The organism is Citrobacter sp. ABFQG (assembly GCF_004322975.1).
GTDB lineage: Bacteria > Pseudomonadota > Gammaproteobacteria > Enterobacterales > Enterobacteriaceae > Citrobacter > Citrobacter freundii.
Genome location: NZ_CP036435.1, coordinates 1,178,608 through 1,198,434, shown reverse-complemented (window position 1 = coordinate 1,198,434; position 19,827 = coordinate 1,178,608). Strand labels below are relative to the sequence as shown.

17 protein-coding genes and 3 tRNA genes are annotated in these 19,827 nt (G+C 52.8%); 10 read left to right on the top strand and 10 right to left on the bottom strand.

Annotated elements, in window-relative coordinates; translation table 11 throughout:
* Positions 1-10: 10 nt before the first annotated feature.
* The gene (gene tsaE / locus WN16_RS05840) at positions 11-472 is read right to left on the bottom strand and encodes a tRNA (adenosine(37)-N6)-threonylcarbamoyltransferase complex ATPase subunit type 1 TsaE (RefSeq protein WP_003025570.1); all 462 of its coding nucleotides are present in this window, start codon (positions 470-472) and stop codon (positions 11-13) included.
* Positions 444-1,991, bottom strand: coding sequence for a bifunctional ADP-dependent NAD(P)H-hydrate dehydratase/NAD(P)H-hydrate epimerase (nnr, locus tag WN16_RS05835; protein ID WP_044699181.1), 1,548 nt, complete (start codon positions 1,989-1,991; stop codon positions 444-446). Before nnr ends, tsaE begins: the two co-directional genes overlap by 29 nt.
* Between nnr and queG the strand changes: the two genes are divergently transcribed.
* Entirely contained in the window at positions 1,990-3,129 is a 1,140-nt protein-coding gene (gene queG / locus WN16_RS05830) for a tRNA epoxyqueuosine(34) reductase QueG (RefSeq protein WP_044699183.1), read from the top strand. The genes nnr and queG overlap by 2 nt on opposite strands.
* A gap of 269 nt (positions 3,130-3,398) precedes the next feature.
* On the opposite strand, the gene WN16_RS05825 is transcribed toward queG, so the two are convergent.
* The 4 genes from WN16_RS05825 to orn all read right to left on the bottom strand — a co-directional run bounded on the left by WN16_RS05825 (position 3,399) and on the right by orn (position 4,549).
* Positions 3,399-3,474, bottom strand: a tRNA-Gly gene (locus WN16_RS05825).
* Positions 3,475-3,629: 155 nt separating this feature from the next.
* Positions 3,630-3,705, bottom strand: a tRNA-Gly gene (locus WN16_RS05820).
* Positions 3,706-3,742: 37 nt separating this feature from the next.
* Positions 3,743-3,818, bottom strand: a tRNA-Gly gene (locus WN16_RS05815).
* A 185-nt stretch (positions 3,819-4,003) separates the two neighbouring features.
* Complete coding sequence (orn, locus tag WN16_RS05810) at positions 4,004-4,549, bottom strand: oligoribonuclease (protein ID WP_003839477.1); 546 nt, start codon at positions 4,547-4,549, stop codon at positions 4,004-4,006.
* 105 nt (positions 4,550-4,654) lie between these two features.
* Between orn and rsgA the strand changes: the two genes are divergently transcribed.
* The 3 genes from rsgA to mscM all read left to right on the top strand — a co-directional run bounded on the left by rsgA (position 4,655) and on the right by mscM (position 10,100).
* Positions 4,655-5,707, top strand: coding sequence for a small ribosomal subunit biogenesis GTPase RsgA (gene rsgA / locus WN16_RS05805; RefSeq protein WP_003025561.1), 1,053 nt, complete (start codon positions 4,655-4,657; stop codon positions 5,705-5,707).
* A gap of 92 nt (positions 5,708-5,799) precedes the next feature.
* On the top strand, positions 5,800-6,768 hold the full coding sequence (gene asd, locus WN16_RS05800; protein WP_044699186.1) for an archaetidylserine decarboxylase: 969 nt from the start codon (positions 5,800-5,802) through the stop codon (positions 6,766-6,768).
* Between the two features lie 17 nt (positions 6,769-6,785).
* Positions 6,786-10,100 (top strand): miniconductance mechanosensitive channel MscM, encoded by a 3,315-nt coding sequence (gene mscM / locus WN16_RS05795; protein ID WP_003839472.1) that lies wholly within the window; start codon positions 6,786-6,788, stop codon positions 10,098-10,100.
* A gap of 136 nt (positions 10,101-10,236) precedes the next feature.
* Here the strand turns inward: mscM and yjeM are convergent, their stop codons facing one another.
* A complete protein-coding gene (yjeM, locus tag WN16_RS05790; protein WP_044699191.1) occupies positions 10,237-11,739 on the bottom strand; it encodes a glutamate/gamma-aminobutyrate family transporter YjeM in 1,503 nt (500 codons plus the stop codon).
* A 214-nt stretch (positions 11,740-11,953) separates the two neighbouring features.
* Positions 11,954-12,931 carry an elongation factor P--(R)-beta-lysine ligase gene (gene epmA, locus WN16_RS05785; protein WP_016149440.1) on the bottom strand — a complete coding sequence of 326 codons (978 nt, stop codon included), beginning with the start codon at positions 12,929-12,931 and terminating at the stop codon, positions 11,954-11,956.
* A gap of 324 nt (positions 12,932-13,255) precedes the next feature.
* On the opposite strand from epmA, the gene frdA reads away from it, so the two are divergent.
* Genes frdA through frdD form a run of 4 tightly spaced genes read left to right on the top strand, consistent with a single transcriptional unit; the run spans position 13,256 to position 16,546 of the window.
* Entirely contained in the window at positions 13,256-15,046 is a 1,791-nt protein-coding gene (frdA, locus tag WN16_RS05780) for a fumarate reductase (quinol) flavoprotein subunit (protein WP_003025543.1), read from the top strand.
* Positions 15,039-15,773: a fumarate reductase iron-sulfur protein gene (frdB, locus tag WN16_RS05775; protein ID WP_003025540.1), complete on the top strand. Its 735-nt coding sequence runs from the start codon at positions 15,039-15,041 to the stop codon at positions 15,771-15,773. Before frdA ends, frdB begins: the two co-directional genes overlap by 8 nt.
* 10 nt (positions 15,774-15,783) lie before the next feature.
* Positions 15,784-16,179, top strand: a complete 396-nt coding sequence (gene frdC, locus WN16_RS05770) for a fumarate reductase subunit FrdC (protein WP_003025537.1) — start codon at positions 15,784-15,786, stop codon at positions 16,177-16,179.
* 10 nt (positions 16,180-16,189) lie between these two features.
* Positions 16,190-16,546: a fumarate reductase subunit FrdD gene (gene frdD, locus WN16_RS05765; protein ID WP_003025535.1), complete on the top strand. Its 357-nt coding sequence runs from the start codon at positions 16,190-16,192 to the stop codon at positions 16,544-16,546.
* Between the two features lie 42 nt (positions 16,547-16,588).
* Here the strand turns inward: frdD and ampR are convergent, their stop codons facing one another.
* Positions 16,589-17,464 (bottom strand): LysR family transcriptional regulator AmpR, encoded by an 876-nt coding sequence (gene ampR / locus WN16_RS05760; RefSeq protein WP_088169060.1) that lies wholly within the window; start codon positions 17,462-17,464, stop codon positions 16,589-16,591.
* 131 nt (positions 17,465-17,595) lie between these two features.
* Between ampR and WN16_RS05755 the strand changes: the two genes are divergently transcribed.
* On the top strand, positions 17,596-18,741 hold the full coding sequence (locus WN16_RS05755) for a class C beta-lactamase CMY-48 (RefSeq protein ID WP_044699195.1): 1,146 nt from the start codon (positions 17,596-17,598) through the stop codon (positions 18,739-18,741).
* A gap of 92 nt (positions 18,742-18,833) precedes the next feature.
* Positions 18,834-19,367, top strand: a complete 534-nt coding sequence (locus WN16_RS05750) for a lipocalin family protein (protein WP_003844984.1) — start codon at positions 18,834-18,836, stop codon at positions 19,365-19,367.
* On the opposite strand, the gene sugE is transcribed toward WN16_RS05750, so the two are convergent.
* Positions 19,364-19,681: a quaternary ammonium compound efflux SMR transporter SugE gene (sugE, locus tag WN16_RS05745; RefSeq protein WP_000118520.1), complete on the bottom strand. Its 318-nt coding sequence runs from the start codon at positions 19,679-19,681 to the stop codon at positions 19,364-19,366. The genes WN16_RS05750 and sugE overlap by 4 nt on opposite strands.
* Between the last annotated feature and the right edge of the window lie 146 nt (positions 19,682-19,827).

Genomic DNA, 19,827 nt, shown 5'->3' with positions numbered 1-19,827 from the left:
ACCCTTAAGGTTATTCGGCTAAACGCGCCAGCAATAATTCACCCGATGAGGAGACTGCGCTTACGCGCGCCTCTCGACCTTGCGCCTGATATTCAATGTGTATTTCGACGTCCGGGTCTGGCAGTACACCTTTACCTTGTTGCGGCCATTCCACCAGGCAGATGGCATCATTGGCAAAATAATCGCGGATCCCCATAAATTCCAGCTCCTCCGGGTCCGCAAGTCGGTATAAATCGAAGTGATATACCATCAAGTTATCGAGTGAATAGGGTTCAACCAGCGTGTAGGTGGGGCTTTTTACATTACCTTTATGACCTAACGCCTGCAGAAATCCCCGGCTGAAAGTGGTTTTACCCGCCCCCAGGTCGCCGTACAAATATATAACCGTCGCGCCGTCACAGGCTTTGGCTACCCGCAGCCCCAGGTCTAAAGTTGCCTGCTCATCAGGTAGTGGAATTACTCGATTCATCATGATAAACGTCAATCACATCAGGGTTAACAATACGCTGTAGCGTGGTAAAGAGATCTGTCGCCAGCATGCCGCGCGTACCAAAACGCGCCGCCAGCACATCCGCCGCCGCTCCGTGCGCAACACATCCCGCACATGCTGCATCATACGGGGTAAGCTTCTGTCCGAGCAATGCGCCAATAATACCGGAAAGCACATCCCCCATTCCGCCGCTGGCCATCCCTGCATTGCCAGTATCAATAATACCTAACTCAGCTTGTTCAGCAGCAACAACCGTACCCGCGCCTTTCAGCACTACCACGCCTCCGTACCGTTTTACCAGACGTTGTGCACAAAGTAAGCGATCGTCTTCAATTTCTGCAATGGAACAGCCCAGCAGTCGCGCGGCTTCACCTGGATGCGGCGTGATCACGCGATTGTGACGTTTATCGGGGTTGATTGCCAGCAGGTTCAGCGCATCCGCATCCCAGAGCATCGGTTTGCGAAAATTCTCCACTTTTTGCAGCGCTTTTTTGCCCCACTCCTGCTGACCAAGCCCAGGTCCTATCACCACAACATCCGCCCATGCCAGGCTCTCTTCCAGAGTCTGCGGCGTCAGCGCATCGACCATCAGTTCTGGTCTGGCAGTCAGAACAGGCGCAATGTTCTCCCTGCGCGTCAATACTTTGACCAGCCCGGCCCCCGCACGCAACGCCGCTTCACCGGCCATACGTATTGCACCTGCCGTGCCGTGGTCGCCGCCGATAATCACCAGCCGACCGTGGGAGCCTTTGTGTGAGGTGGGCCGACGCGGCGTTAGCCAGTGCGCAAGCTGTTGAGCATCAAAACGTTGCAGCGGCGCGTTCTGCCCCGCCAGCCAGTCGTCCAGCCCGAGTGCGTTAACATGCAGACGTCCGGTGACATCGCGTGCTTTACCGGTAAGCAGACCTGGCTTGAGCGCAATAAAGGTAACGGTATGCGCAGCGTTGATGACTGCCCCCGGCGTCGCCCCCGTCTGCGCAAGCAGGCCAGAGGGAATGTCGATTGCAATTGTAGGGGCTGGGTGGCTATTGGCACGTTCGATCAACGCCGGGAGAGGTTCACGCGGCGCGTTTTTTAAGCCAGTACCTGACAGCGCGTCGATAATGACGTCCACGCTGTCTGGCCAGTTAATATCAGCAGCATGAATAACGCCACCGGCGTTAAGCCAGGCGTCGTGCGCCTGCTGCGCTTCCTCGGGGAGCGGTTTATCACTCTCGTGCGCCAGCAACGTAACATTAAAACCCTGCGCTTTGGCAAGTCTTGCCACCACGTAACCATCACCGCCGTTGTTGCCGTGACCACATAGCACCAGCCAGTGTTGGGCGTTCGGGTAAGCCTCACGGGTGACCTGAAACGCCGCCTCTCCCGCCCGTTGCATCAGCTCATACAACGTCAGCCCTAAACTGTCTGCCGCCTCTCGCTCCATCCGCCTGATATCATCGGCGTGCCAGATGGAGTGTGGTATACTTGCGGGGTTTTTCTTCATTGTATGGTCCGTCATGTCAGAGCCCCTCGATCTCAATCAGTTAGCGCAAAATATTAAGCAGTGGGGGCTGGAGCTTGGCTTTCAGCAGGTCGGTATTGCCGATACCGACCTCAGCGAAGCAGAGCCCAAACTGCAGGCCTGGCTGGATAAACAATACCACGGCGAGATGGACTGGATGGCCCGTCACGGCATGATGCGCGCCCGCCCCCACGAATTGTTGCCCGGTACGCTACGTGTCATCTGCGTACGTATGAACTATCTTCCTGCCAAAGCAGCCTTTGCCAGCACGTTGAAGAACCCTTCTCTGGGTTACGTCAGCCGTTACGCGCTTGGCCGCGACTACCATAAGCTGCTACGTAACCGCTTAAAAAAGCTGGGAGAGATGATTCAACAGCACTGCGTTTCGCTGAATTTTAGACCTTTTGTCGATTCTGCGCCCATTCTTGAGCGTCCTTTGGCGGAAAAAGCCGGGCTTGGCTGGACAGGTAAGCACTCACTAATCCTCAATCGCGAAGCCGGTTCATTTTTCTTCCTCGGGGAATTACTGATCGATTTACCCTTGCCGGTCGACCAACCAGCAGAAGAAGGATGCGGGAAATGCGTCGCCTGCATGACAATCTGTCCCACCGGGGCCATCGTTGAACCCTACACCGTAGATGCGCGCCGCTGTATCTCTTATCTCACTATCGAACTGGAAGGCCCGATACCGGAAGAGTTTCGTCCATTGTTGGGGAATCGAATTTACGGCTGCGATGATTGCCAGCTCATTTGCCCGTGGAACCGCTATTCACAGTTGACGACAGAGGATGACTTCAACCCGCGCAAGCAGCTTCATGCTCCGGAGTTAATAGAGCTGTTTAGCTGGAGCGAAGCGTGGTTTTTAAAAGTCACGGAGGGGTCTGCCATTCGTCGTATTGGCCACCTGCGCTGGCTGCGAAATATCGCCGTTGCGTTGGGTAATGCTCCCTGGAATGACGCTGTTATTCTCGCGCTGGAAAGTCGCAGAGGTGAGCACCCACTTCTCGACGAACACATAGACTGGGCGGTTGCTCAGCAAATCGAGAAGCGAAATGCCTGCGTAGTTGAGGTGCAGCTACCGAAGAAACAACGTTTGGTCAGGGTCATTGAGAAGGGTCTGCCGCGCGACGCTTAAGTCATCCACAGCTTGTGTATAAAAATAAAAACACATTGATATTCAAGAAGGAAAAAATCGTCAAGTGATCGCATTAACAATTTGAAATGATAATTAAGTCAATAATTTCAATTAGTTAAAATGATACTATTTACCCGGCGAAGCTTTTTGCATTCCAGGAATAATACCCGAACCTGTGGATAAGTCTGTTTACAAGAGTATGTCAATGACGAAACAAAACGTCCCCAACGCGATTATTCGTTGTGGATATTTTTATTGAGGTAAGAATTTGGAGCGGGAAACGAGACTCGAACTCGCGACCCCGACCTTGGCAAGGTCGTGCTCTACCAACTGAGCTATTCCCGCATAATCTTCGTCTTTCGAACCGCTACTGCGTTGGCTGCCTTCATTCGCCTGAGTCACTTACTTCAGTAAGCTCCTAAGGACTCATTCAGTTGCCGCCTTGTCGCAATTCGAAATACTGCGATTGGTGGTCTGTGCTTATAAGCACTTTCAAATTTTGGAGCGGGAAACGAGACTCGAACTCGCGACCCCGACCTTGGCAAGGTCGTGCTCTACCAACTGAGCTATTCCCGCTTGGGTGCGTCTGTGCTTAATAAGCACTTTCAAATTTTGGAGCGGGAAACGAGACTCGAACTCGCGACCCCGACCTTGGCAAGGTCGTGCTCTACCAACTGAGCTATTCCCGCAAATTTGTTGCTGTCGTAATTCGCATTTCTGCGTCGTTACGGGAGGCGCATTATACGAGAAATCCGTTTAGCTGCAACCCCCTTGAATACGTTTTTTTCGAAAATTCGTTCAAGTGATTACTTTACAATCAAGCTGAACAATTTAGCGTCAAAAAGCCGGTGACGCAAGCCACCGGAGAACAAAATCAAAGCTTAATAAAATGTTCGCGATAGTAAGCAAGCTCAGCAACAGATTCACGAATGTCGTCCATCGCCTGATGCGTTCCCTGCTTGGTGAAGCCAGCCAGGATCTCCGGCTTCCAACGACGCGCCAGTTCTTTGAGCGTGCTGACGTCCAGATAGCGATAATGGAAATACGCCTCCAGCTCCGGCATGTATTTAAACAGGAAACGACGATCCTGGCCGATGCTGTTGCCACAGATAGGTGATTTCCCTTCCGGAACCCACTCTTTCAAAAAAGCCAGCGTGGCCAGTTCTGCTTCACGATCGCCCATGGTGCTCGCCTTCACGCGTTCCACCAGCCCGCTACCGGTGTGCGTACGTACGTTCCAGTCATCCATTAATGCCAGTTGTTCGTCGGACTGGTGCACCGCAATTGTCGGTCCTTCTGCCAGAATATTCAGGTTGGCATCCGTCACCAGCGTGGCGATCTCAATAATGCGATCGCGCTCGGGATCCAGACCTGTCATCTCCAGATCGATCCAAATCAGGTTGTTTTCATTGGCACTCATGCTATTTTCCACCCTTCAGCGTCACATTCAGTGTGACTACATTGATCTAAAATTGTGTGTATCATAAATGTTTTGCCCATCATGGGCGACCAGGAGCCAGTCCGATTGAGTAAGAATAAACTCTCCAAAGGCCAACAGCGCCGTGTGAACGCCAATCACCAGCGTCGTCTCAAAACGTCCACGGAGAAGCCCGACTACGACGACAACCTGTTTGGCGAAACCGCTGAAGGCATCGTTATCAGCCGTTTTGGCATGCATGCCGACGTAGAGTCTGCTGACGGTGAAATTCACCGCTGCAACATCCGCCGTACAATTCGCTCGCTGGTTACTGGCGATCGCGTAGTCTGGCGCCCAGGTAAAGCGGCGGCTGAAGGCGTGAATGTCAAAGGTATCGTTGAAGCGGTACACGATCGTACCTCGGTACTGACACGTCCCGACTTTTACGACGGGGTAAAACCTATTGCCGCCAACATCGACCAGATCGTTATTGTCTCAGCCATCTTACCCGAGCTGTCACTCAATATTATCGACCGATATCTGGTAGCCTGCGAAACGCTACATGTTGAACCAATTATCGTACTGAATAAGATCGATCTGCTGGATGATGAAGGCATGGCCTTCGTTAACGAACAGATGGATATCTATCGCGACATTGGCTATCGGGTGTTGATGGTATCCAGCCGCACTAAAGACGGCCTGAAACCGCTTGAAGAAGCATTAACCGATCGCATCAGCATTTTTGCCGGTCAGTCGGGCGTAGGTAAATCCAGCCTGCTCAATAATCTTCTCGGCCTGCAGGAAGAGATCCTGACCAACGATGTCTCCGACAACTCCGGTCTTGGACAGCACACTACCACGGCCTCTCGCCTGTATCACTTCCCGCACGGCGGCGACGTTATCGACTCCCCTGGCGTACGTGAGTTCGGACTGTGGCATCTGGAGCCGGAACAAATCACGCATGGCTTTGTCGAATTTCATGACTACCTGGGCCATTGCAAATACCGCGACTGCAAGCATGATACCGATCCAGGCTGCGCTATCCGTGAGGCTGTAGAAAAAGGGGCCATAGCCGAAACCCGGTTTGAAAATTATCACCGCATCCTGGAAAGCATGGCGCAGGTAAAAACGCGTAAAAACTTTTCTGATACAGACAACTGACAACTAAGCTAAGCATCGCTAGAATCGTCCCCCTTTTTTCAGGATCCGGTCCACATGCCGGATCGGGAACAAATTATGGCCTGGAGGCTACCTTGTTAAACTCATTTAAGCTTTCGCTACAATACATTCTGCCGAAACTATGGCTCACTCGCCTGGCGGGTTGGGGTGCGAGCAAACGAGCGGGATGGCTGACCAAATTGGTTATCGATCTGTTCGTGAAATATTACAAGGTCGATATGAAAGAGGCGCAAAAGCCGGACACCGCCAGCTATCGCACCTTTAATGACTTCTTTGTTCGCCCGCTGCGCGACGATGCTCGCCCGATTAATACCGATCCAAACGTACTGGTCATGCCCGCTGACGGCGTGATCAACCAGTTAGGCAACATCGAAGAAGACAAATTGCTGCAGGCTAAAGGGCACAGCTATACCCTTGAAGCGCTGCTGGCTGGCAACTATCAGATGGCGGACAAATTTCGCAACGGTACGTTTGTGACCACTTACTTGTCTCCACGCGATTACCACCGTGTACACATGCCGTGTAACGGTATCCTGCGTGAAATGATGTATGTGCCGGGCGATCTCTTCTCTGTAAACATCCTGACTGCGCAAAACGTACCGAACCTGTTTGCCCGCAACGAACGCGTAATCTGTTTGTTTGATACCGAATTTGGTCCGATGGTGCAGATTCTGGTCGGCGCGACTATCGTCGGCAGCATTGAAACCACATGGGCTGGCACCATTACCCCACCGCGTGAAGGCGTCATCAAGCGCTGGACCTGGCCGGAAGGCGAAAGCGAAGGGTCGGTGGCGCTGTTGAAAGGTCAGGAAATGGGCCGCTTTAAGCTCGGTTCCACCGTCATCAACCTGTTCGCACCTGGCAAAGTTAACCTGGTTGAGCAGTTGCAGGATCTTTCCCTGACCAAAATCGGCCAACCAATGGCCATCTCGACCGAGACTTTCGTGACGCCAGAGACAGAACCGGCCCCGCTGGCGAAAGAAGAGATCGAAGCAGAACACGACGCCAGCCCGCTGGTTGACGACAAAAAAGACGAAAGTTAAACATAGGAATCGCTGCTGTGCGCCTGATTATCACTTTTCTGATGGCCTGGTGCCTCAGCCTGGGGGCGTACGCTGCGACGGCCCCCGATGCCAAACAACTCACACAGGAACTGGAGCAGGCAAAAGCGGCAAAACCCGCTCAGCCAGAAACCGTCGAGGCGCTCCAGTCCGCGCTGAATGCCCTTGAGGAGCGGAAAGGCTCTCTCGAGCGCGCACAGCAATATCAGCAGGTTATTGATAACTTCCCCAAGCTGTCCGCAACGTTACGCGCACAGCTTAGTAACCTGCGCGATGAACCGCGCAATGTACCAACTGGACTCTCTACCGATGCATTAAACCAGGAGATCCTCCAGGTTAGCAGCCAACTGCTGGAAAAGAGTCGTCAGGCCCAGCAGGAGCAGGATCGCGCCCGGGAAATCGCCGACTCGTTAAGCCAGCTTCCTCAACAGCAAACCGATGCCCGCCGCCAGCTCAATGAGCTTGAGCGCCGCATTGGTACCGCCAACGGCAATTCCGCGCAGAATCAGGCGATGCAAGCTGAATCCGCCAAACTTAAAGCCCTGGTCGATGAACTGGAGCTGGCACAGCTTTCTGCCAATAACCGTCAGGAACTGGCGCGTATGCGCTCCGAACTGGCGGAAAAACAGAGTCAACAACTCGACACTTACCTGCAGGCTTTGCGCAATCAACTCAACAGTCAGCGTCAACGTGAAGCAGAGCGAGCGCTGGAAAGCACCGAACTGCTGGCGGAAAACAGCGCGGGACTGCCGGAAGGTATTGTCGATCAGTTCAAGGTTAACCGCGAGCTGTCTCAGGCCTTGAACCAGCAGGCGCAACGTATGGACCTGGTCGCCTCGCAGCAGCGTCAGGCTGCCAGCCAAACGCTGCAGGTCCGCCAGGCCTTGAATACGCTGCGAGAGCAGTCTCAGTGGCTTGGGGTTTCAAATATGCTGGGAGAAGCGCTGCGCGCGCAGGTATCCCGTCTGCCGGAAATGCCCAAGCCCCAGCAGTTGGATACCGAAATGGCGCAGCTTCGCGTGCACCGTATGCGCTATGAGGATCTCCTCAACAAACAGCCGCAGCTGCGTCAGATTCATCAGGCCGATGGACAACCGCTGACCGCTGAACAGAGCAGTATTCTCAACGCCCAGCTACGCACCCAGCGCGAGCTGCTGAACTCATTGTTACAGGGCGGCGATACGCTGATCCTTGAGCTGACCAAGCTCAAAGTCTCCAACAGCCAACTGGAAGATGCGCTAAAAGAGGTCAACGAAGCAACGCACCGCTATCTGTTCTGGACGTCAGACGTCAGTCCCATCTCGCTCTCCTGGCCTGTCGACATCGTTCAGGATCTGCGACGTTTGATCTCATTAGATACGTTTAATCAGTTGGGTAAAGCCAGCGTCATGATGCTGACCAGCAAAGAAACACTATTGCCGCTGTTCGCGGCGTTGGTGCTGGTTGGCTTTAGCCTCTCTTCGCGCAAGCACTTCACCCGTTTCCTTGAACGCTCGTCCGCGCGAGTCGGGAAAGTCACCCAGGACCATTTCTGGCTGACAATACGCACGGTATTCTGGTCAATACTCGTCGCTTCTCCGTTGCCGGTGTTATGGGCAACGCTCGGTTACGGGTTGCAGGAAGCCTGGCCTTACCCGCTGGCTGTTGCTATCGGCGATGGCGTTACCGCCACGGTGCCTATGCTATGGGCGGTAATGATTTGCGCCACCTTTGCGCGTCCCAACGGTCTGTTCATTGCCCACTTTGGCTGGCCACGTAACCGCGTCGCGAAAGCCATGCACTACTACCTGATGAGCATCGGACTGATTGTTCCGCTGATCATGGCGGTGATTATGTTTGATAATCTCAATGACCGGGAATTCTCCGCCTCGCTGGGACGTCTGTGCTTTATTCTGATTTGCGGTGCGCTGGCGGTCGTGACCCTGAGCCTGAAACGCGCCGGGATACCGCTGTACCTCGATAAAGAGGGCAACAGCGATAACATGGTCAATAGTATGCTGTGGAATATGCTGATGGGCGCGCCGCTGATTGCCATTCTCGCTGCGGCAGTGGGTTATCTCGCCACATCGCAAGCCCTGCTGGCACGTCTGGAAACATCCGTGGCGATTTGGTTCTTATTACTGGTGGTGTATCACGTCATCCGCCGCTGGATGCTAATTCAGCGCCGCCGCCTTGCGTTTGACCGCGCCAAACATCGACGCGCCGAAATGCTGGCGCAACGTGCGCGGGGCGAAGAGGAACCACCTCATTCAACCAGCCTTGAAGGTACGATCGATGTAGATGAAAGCGAAGTGGATCTGGATGCAATCAGCGCGCAATCGCTGCGCCTGGTACGTTCTATCCTGATGCTTATCGCCCTGCTCTCGGTTATTGTGCTGTGGTCAGAAATTCATTCCGCTTTCGGCTTCCTGGAAAACATCTCGTTGTGGGATGTCACCTCCACGGTGCAGGGCGTGGAAAGCTTAGAACCGATAACGCTGGGCGCGGTGCTCATTGCTATTCTGGTGTTTATCATCACCACCCAGCTAGTGCGCAACCTACCCGCGTTGCTGGAGCTGGCGCTACTGCAACATCTGGATTTAACCCCCGGCACCGGTTACGCCATCACCACTATCACTAAGTATCTTCTGATGCTGATTGGCGGCCTGGTGGGCTTCTCGATGATCGGTATTGAGTGGTCCAAACTGCAATGGCTGGTGGCGGCTCTCGGTGTCGGTCTGGGCTTTGGTTTGCAGGAGATCTTCGCCAACTTTATTTCCGGCCTGATTATCCTGTTTGAAAAGCCAATCCGCATTGGCGACACGGTTACAATTCGCGATCTCACCGGTAGCGTGACGAAAATTAATACCCGTGCCACCACTATCAGCGACTGGGACCGCAAAGAGATCATCGTACCCAACAAAGCCTTTATCACCGAACAGTTTATCAACTGGTCGCTATCCGATTCGGTTACCCGTGTGGTGTTAACCATCCCGGCACCGTCGGAGGCTAACAGCGAGGAGGTTACGCAGATCCTGCTGACTGCCGCACATCGTTGCTCGCTGGTTATCGATAACCCGGCGCCAGAAGTCTTCCTGGTTGACCTGCAACAAGGAATTCAAATCTTCGAACTGCGTATTTATGCCGCTGAAATGGGGCATCGCATGCCGCTGCGCCATGAAATCCACCAGTTGATTCTGGCAGGCTTCCGCGAGCATGGTATTGATATGCCATTCCCACCGTTCCAGATGCGTCTGGAGAGCCTCGGCGGTAAGCAAACAGGCAGAACATTAAGTTCTGCTGGAAGAGGCAGTCGCCCGGCGGGAAGTTTGTAATACCTGAGTAGCCCGAACGCAGTGACGCCGAGCTACGGTGCGGGTCTTGTAGGCCTGATAAGCGTAGCGCCATCAGGCAATTCGATGCTGATTGCCGGATGGCGGCATTGCCTTATCCGACCTACAACGGCCCAATTTACTCTGTCACCAGAACCGGCTGACTGTCAGCGCGGCGATGATAGTTCTCATAAATCGCCATCGCCAGCAGCGAGAAGAAGATCGGGCCGCCGGTCATCCACAAGGCACTGTTCCAGTCCCCGGCTTCAATTACCGGCTGGATGATGGTGAACACGTTGGCAAACGTCACCACCAGAACGACCACACCCGTTGCCAGCAGCGTCGCCGCTCGGGTTTTAAAGACAACAAACGGTCTTTCCAGACCCGGACGGGCTTTAAAGAACGGAAACGCCAGCGCCAGGAACAGATACGGCAGCGTCATGGATACGTTCGCCATCAGCGTCAGTTTGTTATAGAACGCTGAAGCCGTATCGCCACCAAATGAAACCAACAGGATAAACAGGCTCACCAGCAGGCACTGTAACCACATTGCCGTCGTCGGCATCCCTACGGCATTCAGTTTGGTCATCGGCGCGGGCCACAACGCTTTCGGCGTGCCCTGAATAATCGCTTTCAGCGGTGAGTAGCTGAGGGTGAAAAAAGCGCCGGTATAGGCAAGGAACATGGAAAGCCCGGTAATACGTGCAAACCATACGCCCATCACCATCGCGGTCTCAGTGGAAAGATGCAGCGCATTACCCAACGTCATCCCGAGGCTCTTCATCAGGATATAAGTAATATTGCCGAGGTTGACCGAGCTATTGCTTAATACCTGCTGCCAGTTGGTGCTAACGCCCCATAAAAAGATAGCCAGTGAATAACCAACAGAAATGACAATAGCGGCAAAAACAATGCCTTTAGCAAAGTTCTTTTCTGGTTTTTCTGTTTTATCAACCAGTCCCCCTACAGCTTCAATTCCGCCATAAGCAAAAATGGCAAACACAACAAATGACAACATTGCCAGCCCGGACTGATATCCGGGATTAGGTGAGGAGATAAAATTAATATCCTGTGCAAAGTGGCCACCAGTTAATAACAAAATAGCGACACTCACTAACAACAGAACTAAATTAAGACACATTACGGCAATTCCGCCTACTGCCGTAATACGCGCAATCTTATTAATACCCCGGGATGCCACGCAGGTCACCAGAATCATCCAGCCGACGGCGAGCAGCCCGACAACCTGCGTAGGCTCAAGCCCTGCAATACGCCAGTGCTGCGTCATGTCTGCGCCAAACAAGAAGGTTGAAAAAGGTACCCAGACTTTCGCCGCAGTACTTACCATCCATATCACATAAGAAGAAAACCACATAAACGTGCCGATAAAGGCATAGCGCGGTCCAACGCTATTATTCATCCACGAATAGATTCCCCCCTCTTCTTTCCGATAGGCAGACCCCATTTCCGCCATCATTAAAGCAAATGGAATAAAGAATAATAATGCAGAAAATATATACCACGGTATTGCACTATACCCCATTAAATAGAATGCGGAGGGGCTATTAGCAAAACCGAAAACTGACGTAAATATCATGAGAATGAGACCTGGCAGGCTCATCTTTTTTATTGTTTGGGTCATTAAACCATCCCTTACTCTGGCAAGCGTTTAGCAAACGCCGCTCACCGGTTGGCACTGCTCTCTTTGCAGAGTTCAGCGATAAAAAAATCAACACAGAATTGATACCTAAACGATATCAAATATCCAGGTGTAAATTGTGGCTATTAGAGGGGAAATGAAAAAATATGCTACAAAGTGGCGATTAAGCCGCCACTTTGTATTGCGGAAGGGTAAGTTATGCGCGATCGACGGTAAATGCGATAACCTCAGCCAGGCTTTCTGCGCCCAGCGCCAGCATCACCAGACGGTCAACACCCAGCGCCACGCCTGAGCAATCCGGCATGCCTACTTTCAGCGCTTCCAGCAGGTTGGTATCGATAGGTTGCTGCGGTAAGCCTCGTGTGGCACGTTTGCGGTTATCCTGTTCAAACCGCTGCTGTTGTTCACGCGCGTCGGTCAATTCATGGAAACCATTTGCCAGCTCAATACCTTTGTAATAAACCTCGAAACGTTCAGCCACGCGGTGATCTTCGGTACTGATTTGCGCCAGTGATGCCTGGCTGGCCGGGAAATGATACACAAACGTCGGTTTGTCTTTACCAATATGCGGCTCAACGCCCATCGTAAACAGCAGTTGCAGTAAGGTGTCCCGGTCTTCTTCGGTATCGGCAATATTGCTGAGATCCAATTTCGCCGCCACTTCCCGCAGTTGGGTTTTATCCGCAGACAGCGGGTCTATCTCCAGATGACGCTGGAAGGCTTGCTGGTAAGAGAGGCTTTCCGCAGGCGAACAGTCCAGCACCTGCTGAAGCAAATCATCCACCTCATTCATCAGGCGATACATATCGTAGTGCGGACGATACCACTCAAGCATGGTGAATTCAGGGTTATGATGGCGCCCCATCTCTTCATTACGGAAGCTGCGGCACAGTTGATACACCGGGCCGCACCCTGCCACCAGCAGGCGCTTCATATGGTATTCAGGGCTGGTCATTAAATAGAGATTCATCCCCTGGGAGTGTCCAGGGCCAACGAAACGCGTTTCGAACGGGAACAGATGGATGTCCGTTACCGTTGCCTGACTCATACAAGGGGTCTCAACCTCAAGCACGCCACGATCGGCAAAAAAGCGGCGAATCTCCGCTATAATTGCTGCACGTTTTAACAGATTGGGGATGGACGCGCTCGGCTGCCAGGTTGCCGTTTCGCTCATGGTTGTTTCTCCGATTTATGACAAGGGCACGAAGTCTACTCGTATCGCGCTAACGAGACAAATTTCAGGCAGCAGTAATCAGCACCGGCAATTGGATAAAAAAAGCGACATAGGGTGGTTTAGTAATTAAATTAATCAAATTCAATGATAATTCCCCCCTGTGACACGCTAAAAAAATCGAACACGTCAAATTTCCCGCACATCCCTAAGACTATACTATTGTACCTATAAAGGAGCAGTGGAAACGCGTTCATAACCTGTTTGAAGCCGATGAAGCATCTGATTTCAGGCGGGGATGAAATAACAACAATCTGGAGGAATGTCGTGCAAACCTTTCAAGCCGATCTTGCCATTATAGGCGCCGGTGGCGCGGGATTACGTGCTGCAATTGCTGCCGCACAAGCAAATCCCAACGCTAAAATCGCACTGATCTCAAAAGTGTACCCAATGCGCAGCCATACCGTTGCTGCCGAAGGCGGCTCTGCTGCTGTCGCGCAGGATCATGACAGCTTTGACTACCATTTTCACGATACGGTAGCAGGCGGAGACTGGCTATGTGAGCAGGATGTCGTGGATTACTTTGTCCACCACTGCCCAACTGAAATGACGCAACTGGAACAATGGGGCTGCCCATGGAGCCGTCGTGAAGACGGTAGCGTCAACGTACGTCGCTTCGGCGGCATGAAAATCGAGCGTACCTGGTTTGCCGCAGATAAAACCGGCTTCCACATGTTGCATACGCTGTTCCAAACATCTTTGCAGTTCCCGCAGATTCAGCGCTTTGACGAACACTTCGTTCTGGATATCCTGGTGGACGAGGGTCATGCCCGCGGCCTGGTTGCCATGAACATGATGGAAGGCACGCTGGTGCAGATCCGTGCTAACGCAGTCGTAATGGCAACGGGCGGCGCTGGTCGTGTTTACCGTTACAATACCAACGGCGGCATCGTAACCGGCGACGGTATGGGCATGGCGCTGAGCCACGGCGTTCCGCTGCGTGATATGGAATTCGTTCAATATCACCCGACGGGTCTGCCAGGCTCCGGTATCCTGATGACAGAAGGTTGCCGTGGTGAAGGCGGTATCCTGGTCAACAAAAACGGCTACCGTTATCTGCAAGACTACGGCATGGGTCCGGAAACCCCGCTGGGCGAGCCGAAAAACAAATACATGGAACTCGGTCCGCGCGACAAAGTTTCTCAGGCTTTCTGGCACGAATGGCGCAAAGGCAACACCATTTCCACTCCGCGTGGCGATGTGGTTCACCTCGACCTGCGTCACCTCGGCGAGAAAAAACTGCTCGAACGTTTACCGTTCATCTGCGAACTGGCGAAAGCTTACGTGGGTGTCGATCCGGTTAAAGAACCGATCCCGGTACGTCCGACCGCGCACTACACCATGGGCGGTATTGAAACCGATCAGCACTGTGAAACCCGCATTAAAGGTCTGTTCGCTGTCGGCGAATGTTCCTCTGTTGGTCTGCATGGCGCTAACCGTCTGGGCTCTAACTCCCTGGCGGAACTGGTGGTCTTCGGTCGTATGGCCGGTGAACAAGCTGCGGAACGCGCTGCAACGGCTGGCGCTGCAAACAGTGCCGCTCTGGATGCACAGGTTGCTGGCGTTGAAAAACGTCTGAAAGATCTGGTTAACCAGGAAGGTAACGAAAACTGGTCTAAGATCCGTGATGAAATGGGTATCTCCATGGAAGAAGGTTGCGGTATCTACCGTACGCCGGAACTGATGCAGAAAACCGTTGATAAGCTGGCTGAACTGCAGGAACGCTTCAAGCGCGTACGTATCACTGATACCTCCAGCGTCTTCAACACCGACCTGCTGTATACCATCGAACTGGGTCACGGTCTGAACGTTGCTGAATGTATGGCGCACTCCGCGCTGGCGCGTAAAGAATCCCGCGGCGCGCATCAGCGTCTGGATGAAGGCTGTACCGAGCGTGACGACGTGAACTTCCTCAAACACACCCTCGCCTTCCGCGATGCTGACGGCACGACTCGCCTGGAATACAGCGACGTGAAAATCACCACTCTGCCACCAGCTAAACGTGTTTACGGTGGCGAAGCGGAAGCAGCCGATAAGAAGGAGAAGGCGAATGGCTGAGATGAAAAACCTGAAAGTTGAGGTGGTGCGCTATAACCCGGAAACCGATACCGCGCCGCACAGTGCTTTCTACGAAGTTCCTTATGATGAAACCACGTCACTGCTGGATGCGCTGGGCTACATCAAGGATAACCTGGCACCGGACCTGAGCTACCGCTGGTCCTGCCGTATGGCAATCTGCGGCTCCTGCGGCATGATGGTCAACAATGTACCGAAACTGGCGTGCAAAACCTTCCTGCGTGATTACACAAACGGCATGAAGGTTGAAGCGCTGGGCAACTTCCCGATTGAGCGCGATCTGGTCGTCGACATGACGCACTTTATCGAAAGCCTGGAAGCGATCAAACCGTACATCATCGGTAACCCGCGTACACCGGATCAGGGGCCAAACACCCAGACTCCGGCGCAGATGGCGAAGTATCATCAGTTCTCTGGTTGCATCAACTGTGGTCTGTGCTACGCCGCGTGCCCGCAGTTCGGCCTGAACCCTGAGTTCATTGGACCGGCTGCGATTACGCTGGCGCATCGTTACAACGAAGATAGCCGCGACCACGGTAAGAAGGAGCGTATGGCTCAATTGAACAGCCCGAACGGCGTCTGGACCTGTACTTTCGTGGGCTACTGCTCCGAAGTCTGCCCGAAACACGTCGATCCGGCTGCGGCCATTCAGCAGGGTAAAGTTGAAAGTTCAAAAGACTTTCTTATCGCTACCCTGAAACCACGCTAAGGAGTGCACGATGACGACTAAACGTAAAGCCTATGTGCGGCCAATGACGTCCACCTGGTGGAAAAAGCTGCCATTTTATCGTTTTTACATGCTGCGTGAAGGCACGGCAGTCCCGGCAGTCTGGTTCAGCATTGAACTGATTATCGGCCTGTTTGCACTCAAGCATGGTGCAGAGTCCTGGATGGGCTTTGTCGCCTTTTTACAAAACCCGGTGGTGGTAATCCTTAACATTATCGCCCTGGCAGCAGCGCTGCTGCATACCAAAACCTGGTTTGAGCTGGCACCAAAAGCAGCCAACATCATCGTAAAAGACGAAAAAATGGGGCCAGAGCCGATCATCAAAGGTCTCTGGGCAGTCACTGTGGTTGCTACAGTAGTCATACTGTTTGTTGCCCTGTTCTGGTAAGGAGTCCGGAATGATTAATCCAAATCCAAAACGCTCTGACGAACCCGTATTCTGGGGCCTGTTTGGTGCAGGCGGTATGTGGAGCGCAATCATTGCGCCGGTAATGATCCTGCTGGTAGGCATTATGCTGCCGCTGGGCTTTGTTCCTGATGCTTTCAGCTATGAACGCGTACTGGCATTCGCTCAGAGCTTCATCGGACGTGCGTTTCTGTTCCTGATGATCGTTCTGCCGCTGTGGTGTGGTTTACACCGTATGCACCACGCGATGCATGACCTGAAAATCCACGTGCCGGCTGGCAAATGGGTATTCTACGGACTGGCAGCTATCCTGACCGTTGTAACGGCGATTGGTATTCTGACCATCTAAGTACATGCGTTAATTATCAGGCCCGCCATTGGCGGGCCTTTTTTATTTGTGCAGCACCCCGGTCAACCAACGGGAAAATTCACGCATCGCAGGCGTCTCCGGGCGAGATTGCAAACGCGTTATCCAGTAGCTTCCCAAATCAATCTGCGTTAAAAACGGCTGAACGATACGTTCACTGCTGAGTAAATGCGTGAACATTCTGACTGGCGCAATTGCCACACCCATTCCCGCCTGTGCAGCTTCCAACATGGTGACTGACGAATCAAACACCATCACATTGTGCGTCGGTGACGGAGGCGCCTCTCCGGCCGCCTGCATCCAAAGCGCCCATTCATCCCGCCGATACGATCGTAATAACGGAAATTTCAGGATATCCGCAGGCGTTTGAATCTGCGAAGCCAATGTTGGCGAACACAGTGGAGACATCAGCGCGCTACATAAATATTGCGCATCGGTATCGTGCCAGGCTCCCCCACCGTAGCGAATGGTATAATCCAGCCCTTCGGCGGCGGGATCCACGCGATTGTTATGGGTAGAAATATGCAAATCAATATGTGGGTAACTGCGCTTAAAATCGCTCAACAGCGGGAAAAGACAGCCGATAGCAAAGGTTCCCACTACGCCAATTTTAAGTTTTTCCTGGGTCTGTTTAGTGGCAAAACGATCCAACATCCCCGCCATACGATCGAAGGAGTCATTAAGTACAGGTAACAGACTTTCCCCTTCAGTCGTCAACATTAATCCACGAGAACCGCGCACAAAAAGCTGACAATTCAGCTGCTGCTCCAGCGAGTTGACATGCTGGCTGATGGCAGAATGCGTCACGTTGAGCTCAATCGCAGCGCGGGTAAAGCTGAGATGTCTGGCCGCGGCTTCAAAAGCCCGCAGCGAGTTAAGAGGGATATAGCTACGCGTCATCATTAAGCCTGTTAGAAAAACTTATATCTGCTGCTAAATTTAACCGTTTGTCAACACGGTGCAAATCAAACACACTGATTGCGTCTGACGGGCCCGGACACCCTTTTGCTTTTAATTACGGAACTGATTTCATGATGAAAAAATCGATATGCTGCGCGCTGCTGCTGACAGCCTCTTTCTCCACGTTTGCTGCCGCAAAAACAGAACAACAAATTGCCGATATCGTTAACCGCACCATCACACCACTGATGCAGGAGCAGGCTATTCCGGGTATGGCCGTGGCGATTATCTACGAGGGGAAACCTTATTACTTTACCTGGGGTAAAGCCGATATCGCCAATAACCACCCAGTCACGCAGCAAACGCTGTTTGAGCTAGGGTCGGTCAGTAAGACGTTTAACGGCGTGTTGGGCGGCGACGCTATCGCCCGCGGCGAAATTAAGCTCAGCGATCCGGTCACGAAATACTGGCCAGAACTGACAGGCAAACAGTGGCGGGGTATCAGCCTGCTGCACTTAGCCACCTATACAGCGGGTGGCCTGCCGCTGCAGATCCCCGATGACGTTACGGATAAAGCCGCATTACTGCGCTTTTATCAAAACTGGCAACCACAATGGACTCCGGGCGCTAAGCGTCTTTACGCTAACTCCAGCATTGGTCTGTTTGGTGCGCTGGCGGTGAAACCTTCAGGTATGAGCTACGAAGAGGCAATGACCAGACGCGTCCTGCAACCATTAAAACTGGCGCATACCTGGATTACGGTTCCGCAAAGCGAACAAAAAAATTATGCCTGGGGCTATCGCGAAGGGAAGCCTGTACACGTTTCTCCGGGACAACTTGACGCCGAAGCCTATGGCGTGAAATCCAGCGTTATCGATATGGCCCGCTGGGTTCAGGCCAACATGGACGCCAGCCACGTTCAGGAGAAAACGCTCCAGCAGGGCATTGAGCTTGCGCAGTCTCGTTACTGGCGTATTGGTGATATGTACCAGGGATTAGGCTGGGAGATGCTGAACTGGCCGCTGAAAGCTGATTCGATCATCAACGGCAGCGACAGCAAAGTGGCATTGGCAGCGCTTCCCGCCGTTGAGGTAAACCCGCCAGCACCTGCCGTGAAAGCCTCATGGGTGCATAAAACGGGATCCACAGGTGGATTTGGCAGCTACGTTGCCTTCGTTCCAGAAAAAAACCTTGGCATAGTGATGCTGGCAAACAAAAGCTATCCTAACCCGGCTCGCGTAGAGGCGGCCTGGCGCATTCTTGAAAAACTGCAATAACTGACAGAGGGGTCCGGTAAATCGGACCTCCTTTCTTGCTCTTTTTTTCCTGCTGTCATCTACACTTAACAAAAAACAGTAAGGAAAACACTATGCGCATTCTGCCCGTCGTTGCTGCAGTTACGACTGCATTCCTGGTTGTCGCTTGCAGCTCCCCAACACCGCCGAAAGGCGTTACCGTGGTGAATAACTTTGATGCCAAACGCTATCTGGGAACATGGTATGAAATTGCGCGCTTCGACCATCGTTTCGAGCGCGGGTTGGATAAAGTGACCGCAACGTACAGCTTGCGCGACGACGGCGGCATCAACGTTATTAACAAGGGCTATAACCCTGACAGGGAGATGTGGCAGAAAACGGAAGGGAAAGCCTATTTCACCGGCGACCCAAGCACGGCCGCGCTTAAAGTATCATTCTTCGGCCCCTTCTATGGTGGGTATAACGTAATTGCACTCGACCGGGAATATCGTCACGCGCTGGTTTGCGGTCCGGATCGCGACTACCTGTGGATCCTTTCACGGACTCCAACTATTTCAGATGAAATGAAACAGCAAATGTTAGCCATCGCGACCCGGGAAGGGTTTGAGGTGAATAAGCTGATTTGGGTGAAACAGCCTGGCGCTTAGTGAGTGCTCAGCTTCAGACCAATAATGCCAGCAACGATCAGCCCAAGGCTCAGCAAACGTGCCGGACTGGCAGATTCACCCAGCAGCAAAATCCCTGTAATGGCCGCCCCTACGGCGCCAATGCCGGTCCAGACCGCATAAGCGGTTCCTACAGGTAATGTGCGCATTGCCCAGGAGAGCATGGCAATACTAACGATCATCGCCGCAATAGTGATAATGCTTGGCGTAAGACGCGTAAAACCGTGGGTATATTTCAGGCCAATCGCCCAGACGACTTCGAGCAAACCTGCAATTAATAAAACGATCCAGGACATATCAGGCTCCAGAACAATGGGGCCGTCCCCGGTGAAAGAAGCGTTTGCAGGTCGTCCTACAAAGCTGATGTGTGAAATGGCATTTTTGCCCGGAAGAAAATGAATTTCAACCTTTTTATTCACTGCCAGCTAAAAGCAAGAATTAA